At 72.0% G+C, this 15522-nt stretch carries 13 protein-coding genes; 5 read left to right on the forward strand and 8 right to left on the reverse strand.

Going from position 1 to position 15522, the window contains the following annotated elements; all coding sequences use genetic code 11:
* Positions 1-14: 14 nt before the first annotated feature.
* From OG956_RS27110 to OG956_RS27125, 4 genes are all read right to left on the reverse strand, one after another.
* Positions 15-1685, reverse strand: a complete 1671-nt coding sequence (locus tag OG956_RS27110) for an alkaline phosphatase D family protein (RefSeq protein WP_330340610.1) — start codon at positions 1683-1685, stop codon at positions 15-17.
* Positions 1686-1781: 96 nt separating this feature from the next.
* Complete coding sequence (locus OG956_RS27115) at positions 1782-2594, reverse strand: DsbA family protein (protein ID WP_330340611.1); 813 nt, start codon at positions 2592-2594, stop codon at positions 1782-1784.
* A 133-nt stretch (positions 2595-2727) separates the two neighbouring features.
* Entirely contained in the window at positions 2728-3417 is a 690-nt protein-coding gene (locus OG956_RS27120) for a hypothetical protein (protein WP_330340612.1), read from the reverse strand.
* 67 nt (positions 3418-3484) lie between these two features.
* Positions 3485-4825 (reverse strand): DUF2252 domain-containing protein, encoded by a 1341-nt coding sequence (locus tag OG956_RS27125; RefSeq protein ID WP_330340613.1) that lies wholly within the window; start codon positions 4823-4825, stop codon positions 3485-3487.
* 209 nt (positions 4826-5034) lie between these two features.
* Here OG956_RS27125 and dnaE point away from each other — a divergent pair, with 209 nt between their 5' ends.
* On the forward strand, positions 5035-8574 hold the full coding sequence (dnaE, locus tag OG956_RS27130) for a DNA polymerase III subunit alpha (protein WP_330340614.1): 3540 nt from the start codon (positions 5035-5037) through the stop codon (positions 8572-8574).
* Between the two features lie 91 nt (positions 8575-8665).
* On the opposite strand, the gene OG956_RS27135 is transcribed toward dnaE, so the two are convergent.
* Positions 8666-8845, reverse strand: coding sequence for a hypothetical protein (locus OG956_RS27135; protein WP_330340615.1), 180 nt, complete (start codon positions 8843-8845; stop codon positions 8666-8668).
* A gap of 225 nt (positions 8846-9070) precedes the next feature.
* Here OG956_RS27135 and OG956_RS27140 point away from each other — a divergent pair, with 225 nt between their 5' ends.
* The 4 genes from OG956_RS27140 to OG956_RS27155 all read left to right on the forward strand — a co-directional run bounded on the left by OG956_RS27140 (position 9071) and on the right by OG956_RS27155 (position 12961).
* On the forward strand, positions 9071-10285 hold the full coding sequence (locus OG956_RS27140) for an NYN domain-containing protein (protein WP_330340616.1): 1215 nt from the start codon (positions 9071-9073) through the stop codon (positions 10283-10285).
* Positions 10286-10385: 100 nt separating this feature from the next.
* Positions 10386-11399 (forward strand): ABC transporter ATP-binding protein, encoded by a 1014-nt coding sequence (locus tag OG956_RS27145; RefSeq protein WP_330340617.1) that lies wholly within the window; start codon positions 10386-10388, stop codon positions 11397-11399.
* Positions 11400-11463: 64 nt separating this feature from the next.
* Positions 11464-12285: an ABC transporter permease gene (locus tag OG956_RS27150; protein ID WP_330340618.1), complete on the forward strand. Its 822-nt coding sequence runs from the start codon at positions 11464-11466 to the stop codon at positions 12283-12285.
* 34 nt (positions 12286-12319) lie between these two features.
* Complete coding sequence (locus OG956_RS27155; protein ID WP_330340619.1) at positions 12320-12961, forward strand: AAA family ATPase; 642 nt, start codon at positions 12320-12322, stop codon at positions 12959-12961.
* 76 nt (positions 12962-13037) lie between these two features.
* Here OG956_RS27155 and ybaK read toward each other — a convergent pair whose 3' ends face one another.
* From ybaK to OG956_RS27170, 3 genes are read right to left on the reverse strand one after another with little or no spacing between them, the layout of a single operon-like run.
* Complete coding sequence (gene ybaK, locus OG956_RS27160) at positions 13038-13538, reverse strand: Cys-tRNA(Pro) deacylase (RefSeq protein WP_330340620.1); 501 nt, start codon at positions 13536-13538, stop codon at positions 13038-13040.
* An 18-nt stretch (positions 13539-13556) separates the two neighbouring features.
* Positions 13557-14297 (reverse strand): LON peptidase substrate-binding domain-containing protein, encoded by a 741-nt coding sequence (locus tag OG956_RS27165; protein WP_330340621.1) that lies wholly within the window; start codon positions 14295-14297, stop codon positions 13557-13559.
* An 11-nt stretch (positions 14298-14308) separates the two neighbouring features.
* Entirely contained in the window at positions 14309-15367 is a 1059-nt protein-coding gene (locus tag OG956_RS27170; protein WP_330340622.1) for a hypothetical protein, read from the reverse strand.
* Between the last annotated feature and the right edge of the window lie 155 nt (positions 15368-15522).

Consider the following 15522-nt stretch of genomic DNA (forward strand, 5'->3'; position numbering starts at 1 on the left):
GCGGCCGGCGCCGGCTACACCGGGTCGTAGGTCCGCTCGACCTTCTGCGTGCCGCTGCGGGTGCGGTAGGAGCGCACCCACTGCGCGGTCGCGTCCGGGTCGGTGCGGTCGGACAGGACGTAGTAGTCCATCTGCGCGCGGTCGGCGGTGATGTCGAGCACGCCGTAGCCGTGCCGGTCGGTGTCCACCCAGTGCACATGCCGGTTGGCGGCCTCGATGAGCGGCGCGGCGACGGCGGAGACCGTGCCCTGGGGGACCTTGACGATGTCGTCGAGGTTGTCGGAGGTGACCGAGGTGATCACGAACTCGGTGGCCGCCGACGGCGACAGCGGGTAGGTGCCCGCGTCCACCGGCACGTCGTTGGCCCACGACATGTGGATGTCGCCGGTCAGGAAGACGGTGTTGCCGATGCCGTTCGAGCGCAGATGGTCCAGGAGTTCGCGGCGGTCGTGCGTGTAGCCGTCCCACTGGTCGGTGTTGACGCCGACGCCGTCCTGCGGCAGGTCCAGCAGCCTGGCCAGCGGCTTGAGGAGGTCGGCGGTGAGGGAGCCGATGACGAACGGCGCGATCATCACCGAGTTGCCGACCAGCCGCCACCTGGTGTCGGAGGCCTTCAGCCCCGCCTTCAGCCAGTCCAGCTGGGCCCGGCCGGTGATCGTCCGGTTCGGGTCGTCCACCGAGCCGCTGCCCGTGGACGCCTGCTGGGAGCGGAAGGAACGCAGATCCAGCAGCGACAGATCGGCGAGCTTGCCGAAGCGCAGCCGGCGGTAGGTGGTGCCCTCGATCGCGGGGCGGACCGGCATCCACTCGAAGTAGGCCTGCTTGGCGGCGGCCTTGCGGGCGGTCCAGGTGCCCTCGGCGCCCTCGGTGTGGTTGACCGCGCCGCCCGACCAGGCGTTGTCGGCGAACTCGTGGTCGTCCCAGATCGCGATGACCGGCGCCTTCAGGTGCAGGGCCTGCAGGTCGGGGTCGGTCTTGTACCTGGCGTGCCGGATCCGGTAGTCGGCGAGCGTGATGGTCTCGTTGGCCGGGGCGTGCGGGCGGACGACCGTGCCGCGCGCCGCGTACTCGCCGGACTTGTACTCGTATATGTAGTCGCCGAGATGCAGCCAGGCGTCCAGGTCGCTGCGGGCCGCGAGGTGGCGGTAGGCGGCGAAGTACCCGGCCTCCCAGTTGGCGCAGGTGACCACGCCGAAGCGCAGGGAGGACACGTTCGCGTCCGCCGCGGGCGCGGTGCGGGTGCGGGCCACCGGGGAGTCGGCGCCGCCGGCCGAGAAGCGGAACCAGTAGTCGGTCGCCGGCGCGAGGCCGCGGACGTCGGCCTTCACGGTGTGGTCGGAGGCCGCGGTCGCGGTGACCGAGCCCTTGGCGACGATGCTGGTGAACGCCTTGTCCTTGGCGACGACCCAGCTCACCTCGGTGTCCGGGCCGAGCCCGGAGCCGGGTACGGCCTCCGGGACCGGGGTCACCCGGGTCCACAGCAGGACGCCGTCGGGCAGCGGGTCACCGGAGGCGACGCCGTGCAGGAAGGCGGGGGCCTGGGCGGCGGCGCGCGCCGGAAGGGAGGCGGCGAGCGGGCCGGCCAGCACAGCGGTCGCCGCCGCGGCCTTGACGACCGTACGGCGGCGGGGCGAAAGGGAGTTGGGGCCCTCGGGGGCCGGAAGCGATCTGTATCGACTGGTCACGACCGATCAGGTTACTGATCGGTATGCGCACGAGCGGGCGAACTCCCAAAGTTCGCCCGCTCTTCATGCGAGGGCCGGTTTCCGCGGAGTTCCCGATCAGCCCTTCAGGGCCGCGTCGACGGCCGTGTTGAAGTCGGCGACGGTCATCGGCGGGTTCTTGCCGTCGGCGCCCGTCAGCGTCTTGCCGTCCATCTTCAGGGTCGGGGTGCCCTGGATGCCGTCCTTGTCGAAGATCTTGGACTCCTCCAGCGCCCACCGGTCGTAGGTGCCGTCCTTCACCGCCTTCTGGAACGCCGCGTTGCCCTTCAGGGCGGGCACCGTGTCGGCGATCTTGATCAGGTAGGAGTCGTCCTTGAACTTGTCGTCGTTCTCGTCGGGGTGCCACTTCGCCGAGTACATCGCGGCCTTGTACTCGAGGAACGCCTCGGGGCTGACGTTGAGCGCGGCGCCCAGGGCGCTCAGGCCGTTCTTGGAGCCGACACCGGGCAGGTTCTTGTCGAGGAAGGTGGCGCCGACGTAGCGCAGCTTGAACTTGCCCTCGTCGACGTCCTTCTTCACGGTCGCGCCGACCGTCTGCTCGAACTGCGCGCACACCGGGCAGCGCGGGTCCTCGTAGATGGTGAGGGTCTTCTTGGCGGTGCTCTTGCCTATGAGGACGGTCGTGCCGTCCGGGCCCGTGGTGTTGGCCGGCTTCACGAGCGGCCGGCTCTTCGCGGCGTCCCACCCGGTGGGCTTGTTGGCCTGGACGATGGCGTAGCTGATACCGCCGGCGGCGGCCAGCACGGCCACGACCGAGGCGGCCACGATGATCTGCCGCTTGGCCTTGGCGCGCTTGGCCTGCCGCTCGCGCTCCTGGCGCAGCCGCTCCCGGGCCGCCGTCTTCGCCGTCTGGGTGTTCCGCTTGCTCATGGTGGTGATCTCCGTAGGGGACGCGCACATGCCGTGCGCGGGAAAGGTGTGGGGACTGGGGTGCTCGGTCGCCGCCGCCCGGGCCGCCCGGACGGGCGCCGCGGAGCGGGCGCCGCTCAGCGGGGGCGCCCGCTCAGCGCAGGGCGAGGGCGGGAGAGCACGGCGGTCCACGCCGTCCCGGGGAGTGCACGAGAAGCCGGTCGCGGGCGGCGGTCCGGCGCGGGGCCGGGCGCGGCTGCCGGCGCAGCGGGGCCGGCCGGACGGCGACCGAGGCCACCGCGAGCAGCAGCGGCCGGAAGGTGGTGGCGGCGACCGCGCGCAGCAGCTGCACCAGCGCCCGCTCGCCGCGGCGCAGCCAGGCGGCGGCGAGCAGGCCCACGCCGACGTGCGCGGCGAGCAGCAGCCAGGCGGCCGCGGGAGTGGCGTGCGCGAGCAGCGCGTCGGGACGGCCCTGCGCCGCGGTCATCCGGGCCAGCGGGGAGCCGACGGAGCCGCCCTGGCACAGCACGTTGAAACCGAACGCGTGCAGCGGTCCGGCGACCGGGCCGCCCGCCCGGCCGTAACAGGTGTTCTGCCCGGTGGTGAAGACGGTGTCGGCGGCCAGTTCCAGCGGGACCAGCAGGGCCGCGATCCGGCCGAAGCCGCGCTCGCGGCCCGCCAGCGCGTACGCGGTGACGAAGACGCCGGCGCAGACCGCCAGCACCGTCGCCACCGGCAGCGGAGCCCGGGACAGCAGGACGTGCGACGCGGTGCTGAGCGTCACGACGACAGCCGTGAACAGCGCCGCGCGCACGGCTCTGAGCTGGGTCCCGGATATGTCCATAACGAGAGAGAGTCTGGCACGTGGGCGGGTAAGCGACCCTTAAAGGGTGCCTGTGAGTGTGCGGAGCCTACAGCCCCGGGATCCGGCCGTTGCGGAACAGGTCGACGAAGATCTGGTGGTCGGCACGCGCGCGTGCGCCGTAGGCGTGCGCGAAGTCCACCAGAAGGGGAGCGAAGCCCTCCTCGTCGGCCGCGATGGCCGCGTCGATGGCCCGCTCGGTGGAGAACGGCACCAGGGACTCGCCGGAGGTGTCGTCCGCCGCCGCGTGCATCGCCGCCGTGGCCCGGCCCAGGTCGGCGACGACCTGCGCGATCTCCTCGGGGTCGTCGATGTCGCCCCAGTCCAGGTCGACCGCGTACGGCGAGACCTCGGCCACCAGCTGGCCCGCCCCGTCCAGCTCGGTCCAGCCCAGCCACGGGTCGGCGTGCGCCTGCAGGGCGCGCTGGGAGATCACCGTGCGGTGGCCCTCGTGCTGGAAGTAGCCGGCGATGGCCGGATCCGTGACGTGCCGGGAGACGGCCGGGGTCTGGGCCTGCTTGATGTAGATGACCACATCGTTCTCCAGGGCGTCGCTGTGCCCCTCCAGGAGGATGTTGTACGACGGCAGCCCCGCCGAGCCGATGCCGATGCCGCGGCGGCCGACGACGTCCTTCACGCGGTAGGAGTCCGGGCGGGCCAGCGAGGAGTCCGGCAGCGTCTCCAGGTAGCCGTCGAAGGCGGCCAGCACCTTGTAGCGCGTCGCCGCGTCCAGCTCGATGGAGCCGCCGCCCGGCGCGAAGCGGCGCTCGTAGTCGCGGATCTCCGTCATCGACTCCAGCAGCTCGAAACGGGTCATCGAGCGGGCGGCGCGCAGGGCGCCCAGCAGCGGGCCCTCGGCGGTGTCCAGCGTGAACGGCGGCACCTCGTCGCTCTTGGCGCCGGTGGCCAGGGCGTGGATGCGCTCGCGGTAGGCGCCGGCGTAGATCCGCACCAGCTCGGTGATCTGCTCGTCGCTGAGCGCCTTCGCGTACCCGATGAGCGCGATCGACGCCGCGAAGCGCTTCAGGTCCCAGGTGAACGGGCCGACGTAGGCCTCGTCGAAGTCGTTGACGTTGAAGACCAGGCGGCCGCCCGCGTCCATGTACGTGCCGAAGTTCTCCGCGTGCAGGTCGCCGTGGATCCACACGCGGGAGGTGCGGTCGTCCAGGTACGGGCCGCCGCGCTTCGAGCCGAACTGAGCGTTCGCGGTGAGGTCGTGGTAGAAGAGGCACGCCGTGCCCCGGTAGAACGCGAAGGCCGATGCCGCCATCTTCCGGAACTTCACCCGGAACGCGGCCGGGTCGGCGGCCAGGAGCCGGCCGAAGGCGGTGTCGAAGACGGCGAGGATCTCCTCGCCGCGCTGCTCGTCGTTGAGCCGGTGGACCGACATCGCTGGGTGCCTCCTGGTGCTTGCCTGCATGACCTGTACGACAGCGTTTCTGCCGTCTTCAACGGGCGACGCCACGCGGGAGTGCCCGGTTCCCGGATGAAGGTACGCGGGGAACCGGGCGGAGTGTCAGTGCCCGGGCATAGACTTCGACGCTGACCCCAGAACTGTCCGCCAGCCCGTCGCCGAGTGTTTCCCCCGGAGGCTCAACCGTGTCGAAGCCGCCCTTCACGCACCTGCACGTCCACACCCAGTACTCGCTGCTGGACGGTGCCGCGCGGCTCAAGGACATGTTCAACGCCTGCAACGAGATGGGCATGACGCACATCGCCATGTCCGACCACGGCAACCTCCACGGGGCGTACGACTTCTTCCACTCCGCGAAGAAGGCCGGAATCACCCCGATCATCGGGATCGAGGCGTATGTCGCCCCCGAGTCCCGGCGCAACAAGCGCAAGATCCTCTGGGGCCAGCCGCACCAGAAGCGGGACGACGTCTCCGGTTCCGGCGGTTACACCCACAAGACGATGTGGGCGGTGAACAAGACCGGCCTGCACAACCTCTTCCGGCTCTCCTCCGACGCCTACGCCGAGGGCTGGCTGCAGAAGTGGCCCCGGATGGACAAGGAGACCATCGCCCAGTGGTCCGAGGGCATCGTCGCCTCCACCGGCTGCCCCTCCGGCGAGGTGCAGACCCGGCTGCGCCTCGGCCACTTCGACGAGGCCCTCAAGGCCGCCGCCGACTACCAGGACATCTTCGGCAAGGACCGGTACTTCCTGGAGCTGATGGACCACGGCATCGAGATCGAGCGCCGGGTCCGCGACGGCCTGCTGGAGATCGGCCGGAAGCTGGGCATCCCCCCGCTGGTCACCAACGACTCGCACTACACGTACGCCCACGAGGCGGCGGCGCACGACGCCCTGCTGTGCATCCAGACCGGCAAGAACCTCTCCGACCCGGACCGCTTCAAGTTCGACGGCACCGGCTACTACCTGAAGTCCACCGAGGAGATGTACGCCATCGACTCCTCGGACGCCTGGCAGGAGGGCTGCGCCAACACGCTCCTCGTCGCCGAGATGGTCGACACCACCGGCATGTTCGAGAAGCGCGACCTCATGCCCAAGTTCGACATCCCCGAGGGCTACACCGAGGTCACCTGGTTCCAGGAGGAGGTCCGCCGCGGCATGGAGCGCCGCTACCCGGGCGGCATCCCCGAGGACCGCCAGAAGCAGGCCGAGTACGAGATGGACGTCATCATCCAGATGGGGTTCCCGGGCTACTTCCTCGTGGTCGCCGACTTCATCATGTGGGCCAAGCGCCAGGGCATCGCGGTCGGCCCCGGCCGAGGCTCCGCCGCCGGTTCGATCGTCGCCTACGCCCTCGGCATCACCGACCTCGACCCCATCCCGCACGGCCTGATCTTCGAGCGGTTCCTCAACCCCGAGCGCATCTCGATGCCCGACGTCGACATCGACTTCGACGAGCGCAGGCGCGTCGAGGTGATCCGGTACGTGACCGAGAAGTACGGCGCCGACAAGGTCGCCATGATCGGCACCTACGGCACCATCAAGGCCAAGAACGCCATCAAGGACTCCGCGCGCGTGCTGGGCTACCCGTACGCGATGGGCGACCGCATCACCAAGGCCATGCCCGCCGACGTCCTCGGCAAGGGCATCCCGCTGTCCGGCATCACCGACCCCAGCCACCCGCGCTACTCGGAGGCGGGCGAGGTCCGCGCGATGTACGAGAACGAGCCGGACGTGAAGAAGGTCATCGACACCGCGCGCGGCGTCGAGGGCCTGGTCCGGCAGATGGGCGTGCACGCCGCCGGCGTGATCATGTCCAGCGAGACCATCACCGAGCACGTCCCGGTCTGGGTGCGGCACACCGACGGCGTGACCATCACGCAGTGGGACTACCCGAGCTGTGAGTCGCTCGGCCTGCTGAAGATGGACTTCCTGGGCCTGCGCAACCTGACGATCATGGACGACGCGGTCAAGATGGTGAAGGCCAACAAGGGCCTCGACATCGACCTGCTGTCCCTGCCGCTCGACGACCCCAAGACCTTCGAGCTGCTCCAGCGCGGCGACACCCTCGGCGTCTTCCAGTTCGACGGCGGCCCCATGCGCTCGCTGCTGCGGCTGATGAAGCCGGACAACTTCGAAGACATCTCCGCCGTGTCGGCCCTGTACCGCCCGGGCCCGATGGGCATGAACTCCCACACGAACTACGCGCTGCGCAAGAACGGGCAGCAGGAGATCACGCCGATCCACCCCGAGCTGGAGGAGCCGCTCAAGGAGGTCCTGGACGTCACCTACGGCCTGATCGTCTACCAGGAGCAGGTGCAGAAGGCCGCCCAGATCATCGCGGGCTACTCGCTCGGCGAGGCCGACATCCTCCGCCGCGTGATGGGCAAGAAGAAGCCCGAGGAGCTGGAGAAGAACTTCGTCATCTTCCAGGCCGGCGCCCGCAAGAACGGCTACAGCGACGAGGCCATCCAGGCCCTGTGGGACGTGCTGGTCCCCTTCGCCGGCTACGCGTTCAACAAGGCGCACTCCGCGGCGTACGGCCTGGTGTCGTACTGGACCGCCTACCTCAAGGCGAACCACCCCGCCGAGTACATGGCCGCGCTGCTGACCTCCGTCAAGGACGACAAGGACAAGTCGGCGGTCTACCTCAACGAGTGCCGCCGCATGGGCATCCGGGTGCTCCCGCCGAACGTCAACGAGTCCGAGGCGAACTTCGCGGCCCAGGGCGACGACGTGATCCTCTTCGGCCTCTCCGCCGTCCGCAACGTCGGCACCAACGTCGTCGAGTCGATCATCAAGACCCGCAAGGCCAAGGGGAAGTACACCTCCTTCCCCGACTACCTCGACAAGGTCGAGGCCGTCGTCTGCAACAAGCGCACCACCGAATCGCTGATCAAGGCGGGCGCGTTCGACACCATGGGCCACACCCGCAAGGGGCTCATGGCGCAGTACGAGCCGATGATCGACAACGTGGTCGCGGTCAAACGCAAGGAGGCCGAGGGGCAGTTCGACCTCTTCGGCGGCATGGGCGAGGACACCGGCAGCGAGCCCGGCTTCGGACTCGACGTGGAGTTCTCCCCCGACGAGTGGGACAAGACCTATCTGCTCGCCCAGGAGCGGGAGATGCTCGGTCTGTACGTCTCCGACCACCCGCTCTTCGGCCTGGAGCACGTCCTCGCCGACAAGGCCGACGCGGGCATCGCGCAGCTCACCGGCGGCGAGCACGCGGACGGCGCGGTCGTCACCATCGGCGGCATCATCTCCGGCCTGCAGCGCAAGATGACCAAGCAGGGCAACGCCTGGGCCATCGCCACGGTCGAGGACCTCGCCGGCTCCATCGAGTGCATGTTCTTCCCGGCGACCTACCAACTGGTGTCCACCCAACTCGTCGAGGACGCCGTGGTGTTCGTCAAGGGACGCCTCGACAAGCGCGAGGACGTGCCCCGGCTCGTCGCCATGGAGCTGATGGTCCCGGACCTGTCCAGCGCGGGCACCAACGCCCCCGTGGTGCTCACCATCCCGACCGTGAAGGTGACCCCGCCGATGGTCAGCCGCCTCGGCGAGATCCTCAGCCACCACAAGGGCGACAGCGAGGTCCGCATCAAGCTCCAGGGCCCGCGCAAGACCACGGTGCTGCGCCTGGACCGCCACCGGGTCAAGCCCGATCCGGCGCTCTTCGGCGACTTGAAGGTGCTGCTCGGCCCGTCCTGCCTGGCCGGCTGACCCGTCACCGCAGGCGCCACCGCCTGAGCACGCGCGAAGGGGCGCACCCGCCAAGGGTGCGCCCCTCCTGTGTGCCGGGCTTCAACTGCCCTTAGTTGTGGCCGAAGCTCTTCCGCTTCTTACCAGCAGCATCCGCGGGGCTGCTCGCGACGCCCGCCATCGGGGACTCGTGCTCCTCCGCCGACGGACGCTGTGCGCGCTCCTGGGTGTGCTCGCTGTGCTGAGCGCGGTTCTGCGGGCCAGCCTGCTTGCGGTTCTTGTTCTTGGCCATGGTGATCTGCCTCCTGTGGGGGATCTAGGGGCCAGGGCCGGGACCAGATTCACATACGCTGACATCAAGCGCATGTCGGATAATTACCGTGTGTGACAGGGCAGGTGGGCGAGCGGGTCCCGCAAACGCCACGCCGAAGATCGAGTTCGGGCCGTTAACCCTCGCGCGGTCGGGCAGACTCGAAGGAAGTCCGAAGCAAAACCTGCCGGGAAGAGGGTGAGTCGCGTGGACCGCTGCATCGTCCTGGTGGACGCCGGGTACTTGCTGGGAGCCGCCGCCAGCCTCCTCGCCGGTGAGCCCTCGCGGTCCCGGATCACCGTCGACCACGCCGCACTGATCCAGGCACTGCGGGTACGCGCCGAGTCGGAGACCGAGTGCCCGCTGCTGCGCATCTACTGGTTCGACGGCGCCCCGGACCGGGTCCCCCAACCGGAGCATCGCCGGCTGCGTGTCATGCCCCGGGTCACCGTCCGGCTGGGCGCCCTCACCCGCAGCGACGGACGCTGGGCGCAGAAGGGCGTGGACGCCGCCATGCACGCCGAGCTGACCGAGCTGGCCCGCAACCGCGCCTGCTCCGACATCGTCCTCGTCACCGGCGACGGCGATCTGCTGCCCGGCATGATGGCCGCCAAGGAGCACGGCGTCGCCGTCCACCTGTGGGCCGTACAGGCCGCCGACGGCGACTACAACCAGTCCGAGGACCTGGTCGCCGAGGCCGACGAGCGGCGCGTGCTGGACCGCGCCTGGATCACCCAGGCCGTCCGCGCCAAGGAACTGACCGGCGTCTGCGCCCCGCCGCCCGCGCCCCGGCCCGAGATCGCCGCGATCCTCTCCGCGCCGCTGCCCGAGTCCGCGCTCGCCACGGCGGCCGAGCGGCCGGCCGGCCAGGGCGCGCCCCAGCCGGCCGCCGCCACGGAGAACGGCACCCAGGAGCGGGCCACCGTCAACAAGGGCGTCCCCACCCCCAAGGACCTGGCCGCCCTGCGCGCCCCCGGCGCCCAGCCCGTCCAGCACCCGGCGACCGCGACCCTGCGCTGGTCCTCCGACAAGGGCTGGGTGGACCGGCCGGGCGTCGTCGCCGAGCCGCCCGACATCGCCTCCATGCCGACGCTGGCCCAGCTCACCACCGCCGAGCAGCGGTGGGCGGACCGGGAGGAGGACATCACCACCGTCGGCGGCGATCCGTACGAGGTGGGGCAGGTCTTCGCCCGCCGCTGGATGTCCCGGCTCGGCGACCAGAGCCATCTGCAGAAGCTGTCGCAGATGTACCCGCGCATCCCGCACCGCATCGACGGGGAGCTGCTGCGGTACGCCGCGCGGTTCGGGCTGCTCGCCCACAAGGACGACCAGATCGACGAGCACGACCGCTACGCCATTCGGGCGGGCTTCTGGCGGGAGATCGACGTGCCGGCGGCCGCGGAGAGCGCGACGGGGGAGTGACCCGGGGTTCCCCGCCGGCCGGGCGGGGTTCCTTACCGGTCACGTACGGAAGTCGCCCCAAAGGCGAGTAAAGGGCCCCGACCCCGTACCCTCGTCCCTTGTGAGTACGCGCGCGGCACAGGCACTTCGGCAGGACGAGGTCGTCCGTGTGCGCGGGCTCGGCAAGACCTATCCGGCCGTGAAGGGCCGGCGCGGCGCGCCCGGCACCCCCGCGGTGCGGGCCACCGACGGCGTCGAGCTGGAGGTGCGGCGCGGCGAGGTCTTCGGACTGCTCGGGCCGAACGGAGCCGGCAAGTCCACGCTCGTCCGGCAGCTCACCGGGCTGCTGCGGCCGGACACCGGCAGCATCGAGATCCTCGGGCACGACATCGTCCGGCACCCCGAGCGGGCCGCGCGCCTGCTGGCCTACCTGGGCCAGGAGTCGTCCGCGCTGGACGAGCTGACCGTCTCCCTCGCCGCCGAGACCACCGGCCGCCTGCGCGGCCTGGACGGGACGCGGGCGCGGGCCGAGCGGGACGCCGTACTGGAGGAGCTGGGGCTCACGCCGATCGCCGGGCGGGCGCTGAAGAAGCTGTCCGGCGGGCAGCGGCGGCTGGCCTGCTTCGCCGCCGCCCTGGTCGGGGAGCGGCCGCTGCTCGTACTGGACGAGCCGACCACCGGCATGGACCCGGTGGCCCGGCGCGCGGTCTGGGCGGCCGTGGACCGGCGGCGCGCCGAGCGCGGTACGACCGTGCTGCTGGTCACCCACAACGTCATCGAGGCGGAGACCGTGCTGGACCGGGTCGCCGTCATCGACCGGGGCCGGGTCATCGCCTGCGACACCCCGGCAGGCCTGAAGGAGCAGGTGGCCGGCGAGGTGCGGGTCGAGCTGGTGTGGCGGGAGCGGGCGCCGCTGGAGGTGCCCGAGGTGGCCGTGCTGCGGGAGCGCGCGGTGGAGTCCGGCCGGCGCTGGACGCTGCGGCTCGCGCCCGAGGAGGCCCGTGCCGCGGTGGCCACCGTGACCGGTGGGGCCGCGTTCGCCGCCCTGGACGACTTCACGCTGGCCACGCCCAGCCTGGAGGATGTCTACCTGGCGCTCGGCGGAGCGGCCCGGCAGGGACTGGTGAAGGCGTGAGCGCGCGGGGTGCCGTATCCGTATGGGTGGGGGCGACCGCCGTAGGGAAGGGGAGCAGCTCGTCGTGAGTGTCGTACCCGCGGAGGTGCTGCCGGGCGGCGGCCGGGTCGTGCCCGAGCCGGCGCGGGGCGCGGCCGGACTCGCTCCGGCCGCGCGGCTGTGGCCGTCGCTGGCGGCCGTCTACCGGGCGCAGCTGTCCCGGGCCCGGGTGGCGCGGATCCCGCTGCTGTTCGTGGCCACCTTCCAGTCCGTCGGCATCACCGTGATGATGCGGGGCGTCGTCGACAGCACCGGCGAGGCCCGGTCCGTCGTGGCGGGTTCGTCGGTGCTGGTGGTCGCGTACGTGGCGCTGAATCTGCTGGCGCAGTACTTCGGGCAGCTGCGGGCGAGCGGCGGGCTCGACCACTACGCCACGCTGCCGGTGCCGCCGGCCGCGGTGGTGCTGGGCGCGGCGGCGGCGTACGCCTCCTTCACCGTGCCGGGGACGCTGGTGACGGCCGTCTTCGGATGCGTGCTGTTCGGGCTGCCGCTGGGCAGTCTGTGGATCCTGCTGGCCGTGATCCCGCTCGCCGGGGCCGCGCTGTCCGGGCTCGGCGCCGCCTGCGGGCTGCTGGCCCCGCGGCCCGAGCTGGCCACGCTGCTCGGCCAGCTCGGCATGTCGGCGGCGCTGCTGCTGGGCGTGCTGCCGACCGACCGGATGCCGGAGATCGTACGGCTGGCGCGGGATCTGCTGCCGTCGACGTACGGCGTGGAGGCTTACGCCCGGACGTTCGGGGCACACCCGGACTGGGCCGTCGTCCTTGTCGATCTGGGGGTGTGCGCGGGTGTCGGAGTCGTCTCGCTGGCCGTGGCGACGTGGGCGTACCGCAGGGCCGCCGTCCGGTGACGCGGCGCACAGCACGACCTGGCACGATGTCAGGGTGACCGCACCGTTGACTCCGCCTACGCCGCCGCACGACCAGTCCCCGCACGACGTCTGGCAGGCCCCGCCGCCCGCCGGTGTCCCCGGGGGCGTGTACGAACAGGACGGCCCCGGTATGAAGACCGAACTCCGGGAGGCCGCCGTGATCACGGTGGCCGTGGCGTTGGGCGGGGTGCTGCTCGGACTGCTGTGGTGGTGGCTCGCGCCGCACGTGCCGCTGGTCGGCGACCGCACCGGCCGGAGCTGGGTGGTCTATCTCAAGGACAGCGAGGGCGAGCAGGCGGTGGGGGTGGACGGCACCTTCACCCTGCTGGGGCTCGGCTTCGGGCTCGTCAGCGCGGTGCTGGTCTTTCTGCTGCGGCGGCGCGGGGGAGTGCCGCTCGTGGTGGCGCTGGGCCTAGGCGCGCTGCTCGGATCGCTGCTGGCCTGGCGGCTCGGGGTGTGGCTCGGCCCCTCGACCGACGTGCTCGCCCATGCCAGGCAGGTGGGCGAGGGCGTCACCTTCTCCGCGCCGCTGAAGCTCACGGCGAAGGCCGCGCTGCTGGCGTGGCCGCTGGCCGCGCTGCTGGTGCACCTCGGACTCACGGCGCTGTTCGGCCCCCGCGACCCCGAGCCGCCGTATCCGCAGCAACAGGCTTAGGGCCTGCCCGGCCCCTCCGGGCCGCCGCGCGGCGTGGGAGCCCCTTACGGCCCCCCTCGACGCCGGCCCCGGCGGCTCAGTCCCGCCCGATCGGCGCCAGTACCGCGTGCGTCAGCTTCGCCAGGTCCTGTGGAGCCAGCTCCACCTCCAGGCCGCGGCGTCCCGCCGAGACGCAGATCGTCTCGTGGGCCTCGGCGGAGTCGTCCAGGACCGTCGGCAGCCGCTTGCGCTGGCCGAGCGGGGAGATGCCGCCGCGGACGTAGCCGGTCGTGCGCTCCGCCAGCGTCGGGTCGGCCATCGTGGCCCGCTTGCCGCCCACCGCCGCCGCCAGGGCCTTGAGGTCCAGGGAGCCGGAGACGGGGACCACGGCCACGGTCAGGGCGCCGTCGACGTCCGCGACCAGGGTCTTGAAGACGCGGTCGGGGGAGACGCCCATCGCCTCCGCCGCCTCCTCGCCGTAGGAGGGGTGGGAGGGGTCGTGGTCGTAGGAGTGGACCGTGAAGTCCACCCCGGCCGACGACAGGGCGACCGTCGCGGGGGTGCCGGCGGACTGCTGCTTCTTCGACTTCTTCGCCATCGGTGAGTGCTGGGTCCCTCAGTTCAGACTGGTCGGCGTCCGCGTCAGCTCGAACGCGGGCAGTGACGGCAGGCTACGGATGATGGCCGTCTCCGCGCGAAGGAGTTTCAGCTCGTCCCGCAGCCGGGAGGCGGTGTCGGGGGCCTGCAGCAGCCGCTGCTTCGTCGGCGTGTCGTGCACCATCGCCGCCGCCACCAGGTACGACACCACCGACGGGTCGTCGGGCAGGTCCGCGCCCGCGGACAGCGAGCGCTCCCGCGCGCCCGCCAGCCGCTTCTGGTACTGGCGGAAGGAGCGCAGCACCCCCTCGGCCAGCGCGCCCGCCTCGTCGCCCGGCTCCTCCGTCAGCTCCTGGAGCTCCGCCGTCAGGAACGGGCCCGACGCGTCGACGGAGAGCAGCCGCACCCGGGTCGTCCCCGTCGCCAGCACCTCGAAGGTGCCGTCGGCGCGCTCCCGGACGGTCGCCGCGTCCGCCACACAGCCCACCCCGTGGAAGGCCTTGACCGGGTCGGGGCCGAAGCCCGCGGCCGGTCCCCGCTCGGGCTGCGCCGTGGGGTCCGGCATGCCGGGGGCGCTCGGCGCCACCTCGTGGCCGTCGCGGATGGCCACGACGGCGAACCGGCGCGGCTCGTCCTCCGGTGTCTTGAGCAACTCGCGCATCATCGCGCGATAGCGCTCCTCGAAGACGTTCAGCGGCAGCACGAGTCCCGGGAACAGCACGGTGTTCAGCGGGAAGAGCGGAAGACGGACGGTGGTCACGACGCCCCAGCCTAGTGGTCACCGGCGCCCGCGTGTCCGCCGCGCCCGCCGAGCGGCGCCGCGGGCCCGCTCATCAGGCCCGCCAGCGCCGCGGGCCCCGCCTGCCGCCCCGGCGTCAGCAGCTGATCGCGCACCCGCAGGAAGTGCCCGAGCGGGTCCTCGGAGAAGCGCTCCCACGGGAACGACGTGGCGTACGGGCCGATCAGCCGCAGCTGGGCGCGGGCGTCCTCCCAGCGGTCCAGGCGGATCAGCAGGTACAGGAGCTTGTTGCGGACCGGGGCGGGCCACGGGTCGGCCGCCGGGAAGCGGGCGGACAGCGCGAGCGCCCGGTCGGCCGCGGCGTCCAGCCGGGCCCGCGGGACCCCGGTGCCGCCGCCGGCCAGGTAGCCGAAGGCGGCCCGGGCCGGCAGGGCCTGGACGAGCGAGTCGGCCGGGGCGTCCTGCGCGGCCCCGTCGGCGAAGTCGAAGCACTCGCGGTGGGAGCCGCGCCAGCTCGCGGCGAGATAGCGCAGCGCGGCCACATGGCAGCCGTAGTGGTGCGGGGCACGGCGGACCGCCGCCGCCCACAGCTCCTCGAAGTACCGGTGCCCGGCGCGCGAGCCGCGCGCGTGGTCCAGGGCGATCCGCCAGGGCACCGGATCGCGGTCGTCGGCGCGGGCGGCGGCGGTGATCAGCGGGCTCGCCTCGCGCAGCAGCTCGGTCCGGGCCGGCGACGGCCAGGCGCGGTCCACCGCCAGCTGCGCCCCGACCAGCAGGACGCCGGGGTCGTCGGGGGCGGCGGCGCGCCAGGCGTCGAACCACTCGGGGCGGGAGCGGGCGAAGGCGGCCAGGTGCCGGGCGTACCGGTCGCGGTTCTCCCACTCGGCGCCGGCGCGGGTGGCGGCGAGCAGCCCGGCGGCGGCCGGGTACTCGCCCCGGCCGGCCGCGACCAGTGCGGGCGAGAGACGGTCGTCGGGGGCGTCGAGCAGGACCTCGTCCCCGGCGGGCGGGGGGCCGGCCGGGCGGGTGAAGCGTCTGCCCATCCGGGTGGGGCGGATGAACGGGGGGAGCGGAACCATCGTGCCGACCATTGAAAGTCCGCAGGTAGGCGGTGCGCCAGAGGCATCCGGCAAGTAATGGAAAGTTGTACGACGGACGGTCAAGGAGCGGTAAAGGTGAGGGTGCAACATGTGTCACAGCCGCCGCCGTGCGCCCCTCGCCCCCCACAGGCTCCGGCTCACCGGCG

Source organism: Streptomyces sp. NBC_00557, assembly GCF_036345995.1.
Lineage (GTDB): Bacteria > Actinomycetota > Actinomycetes > Streptomycetales > Streptomycetaceae > Streptomyces.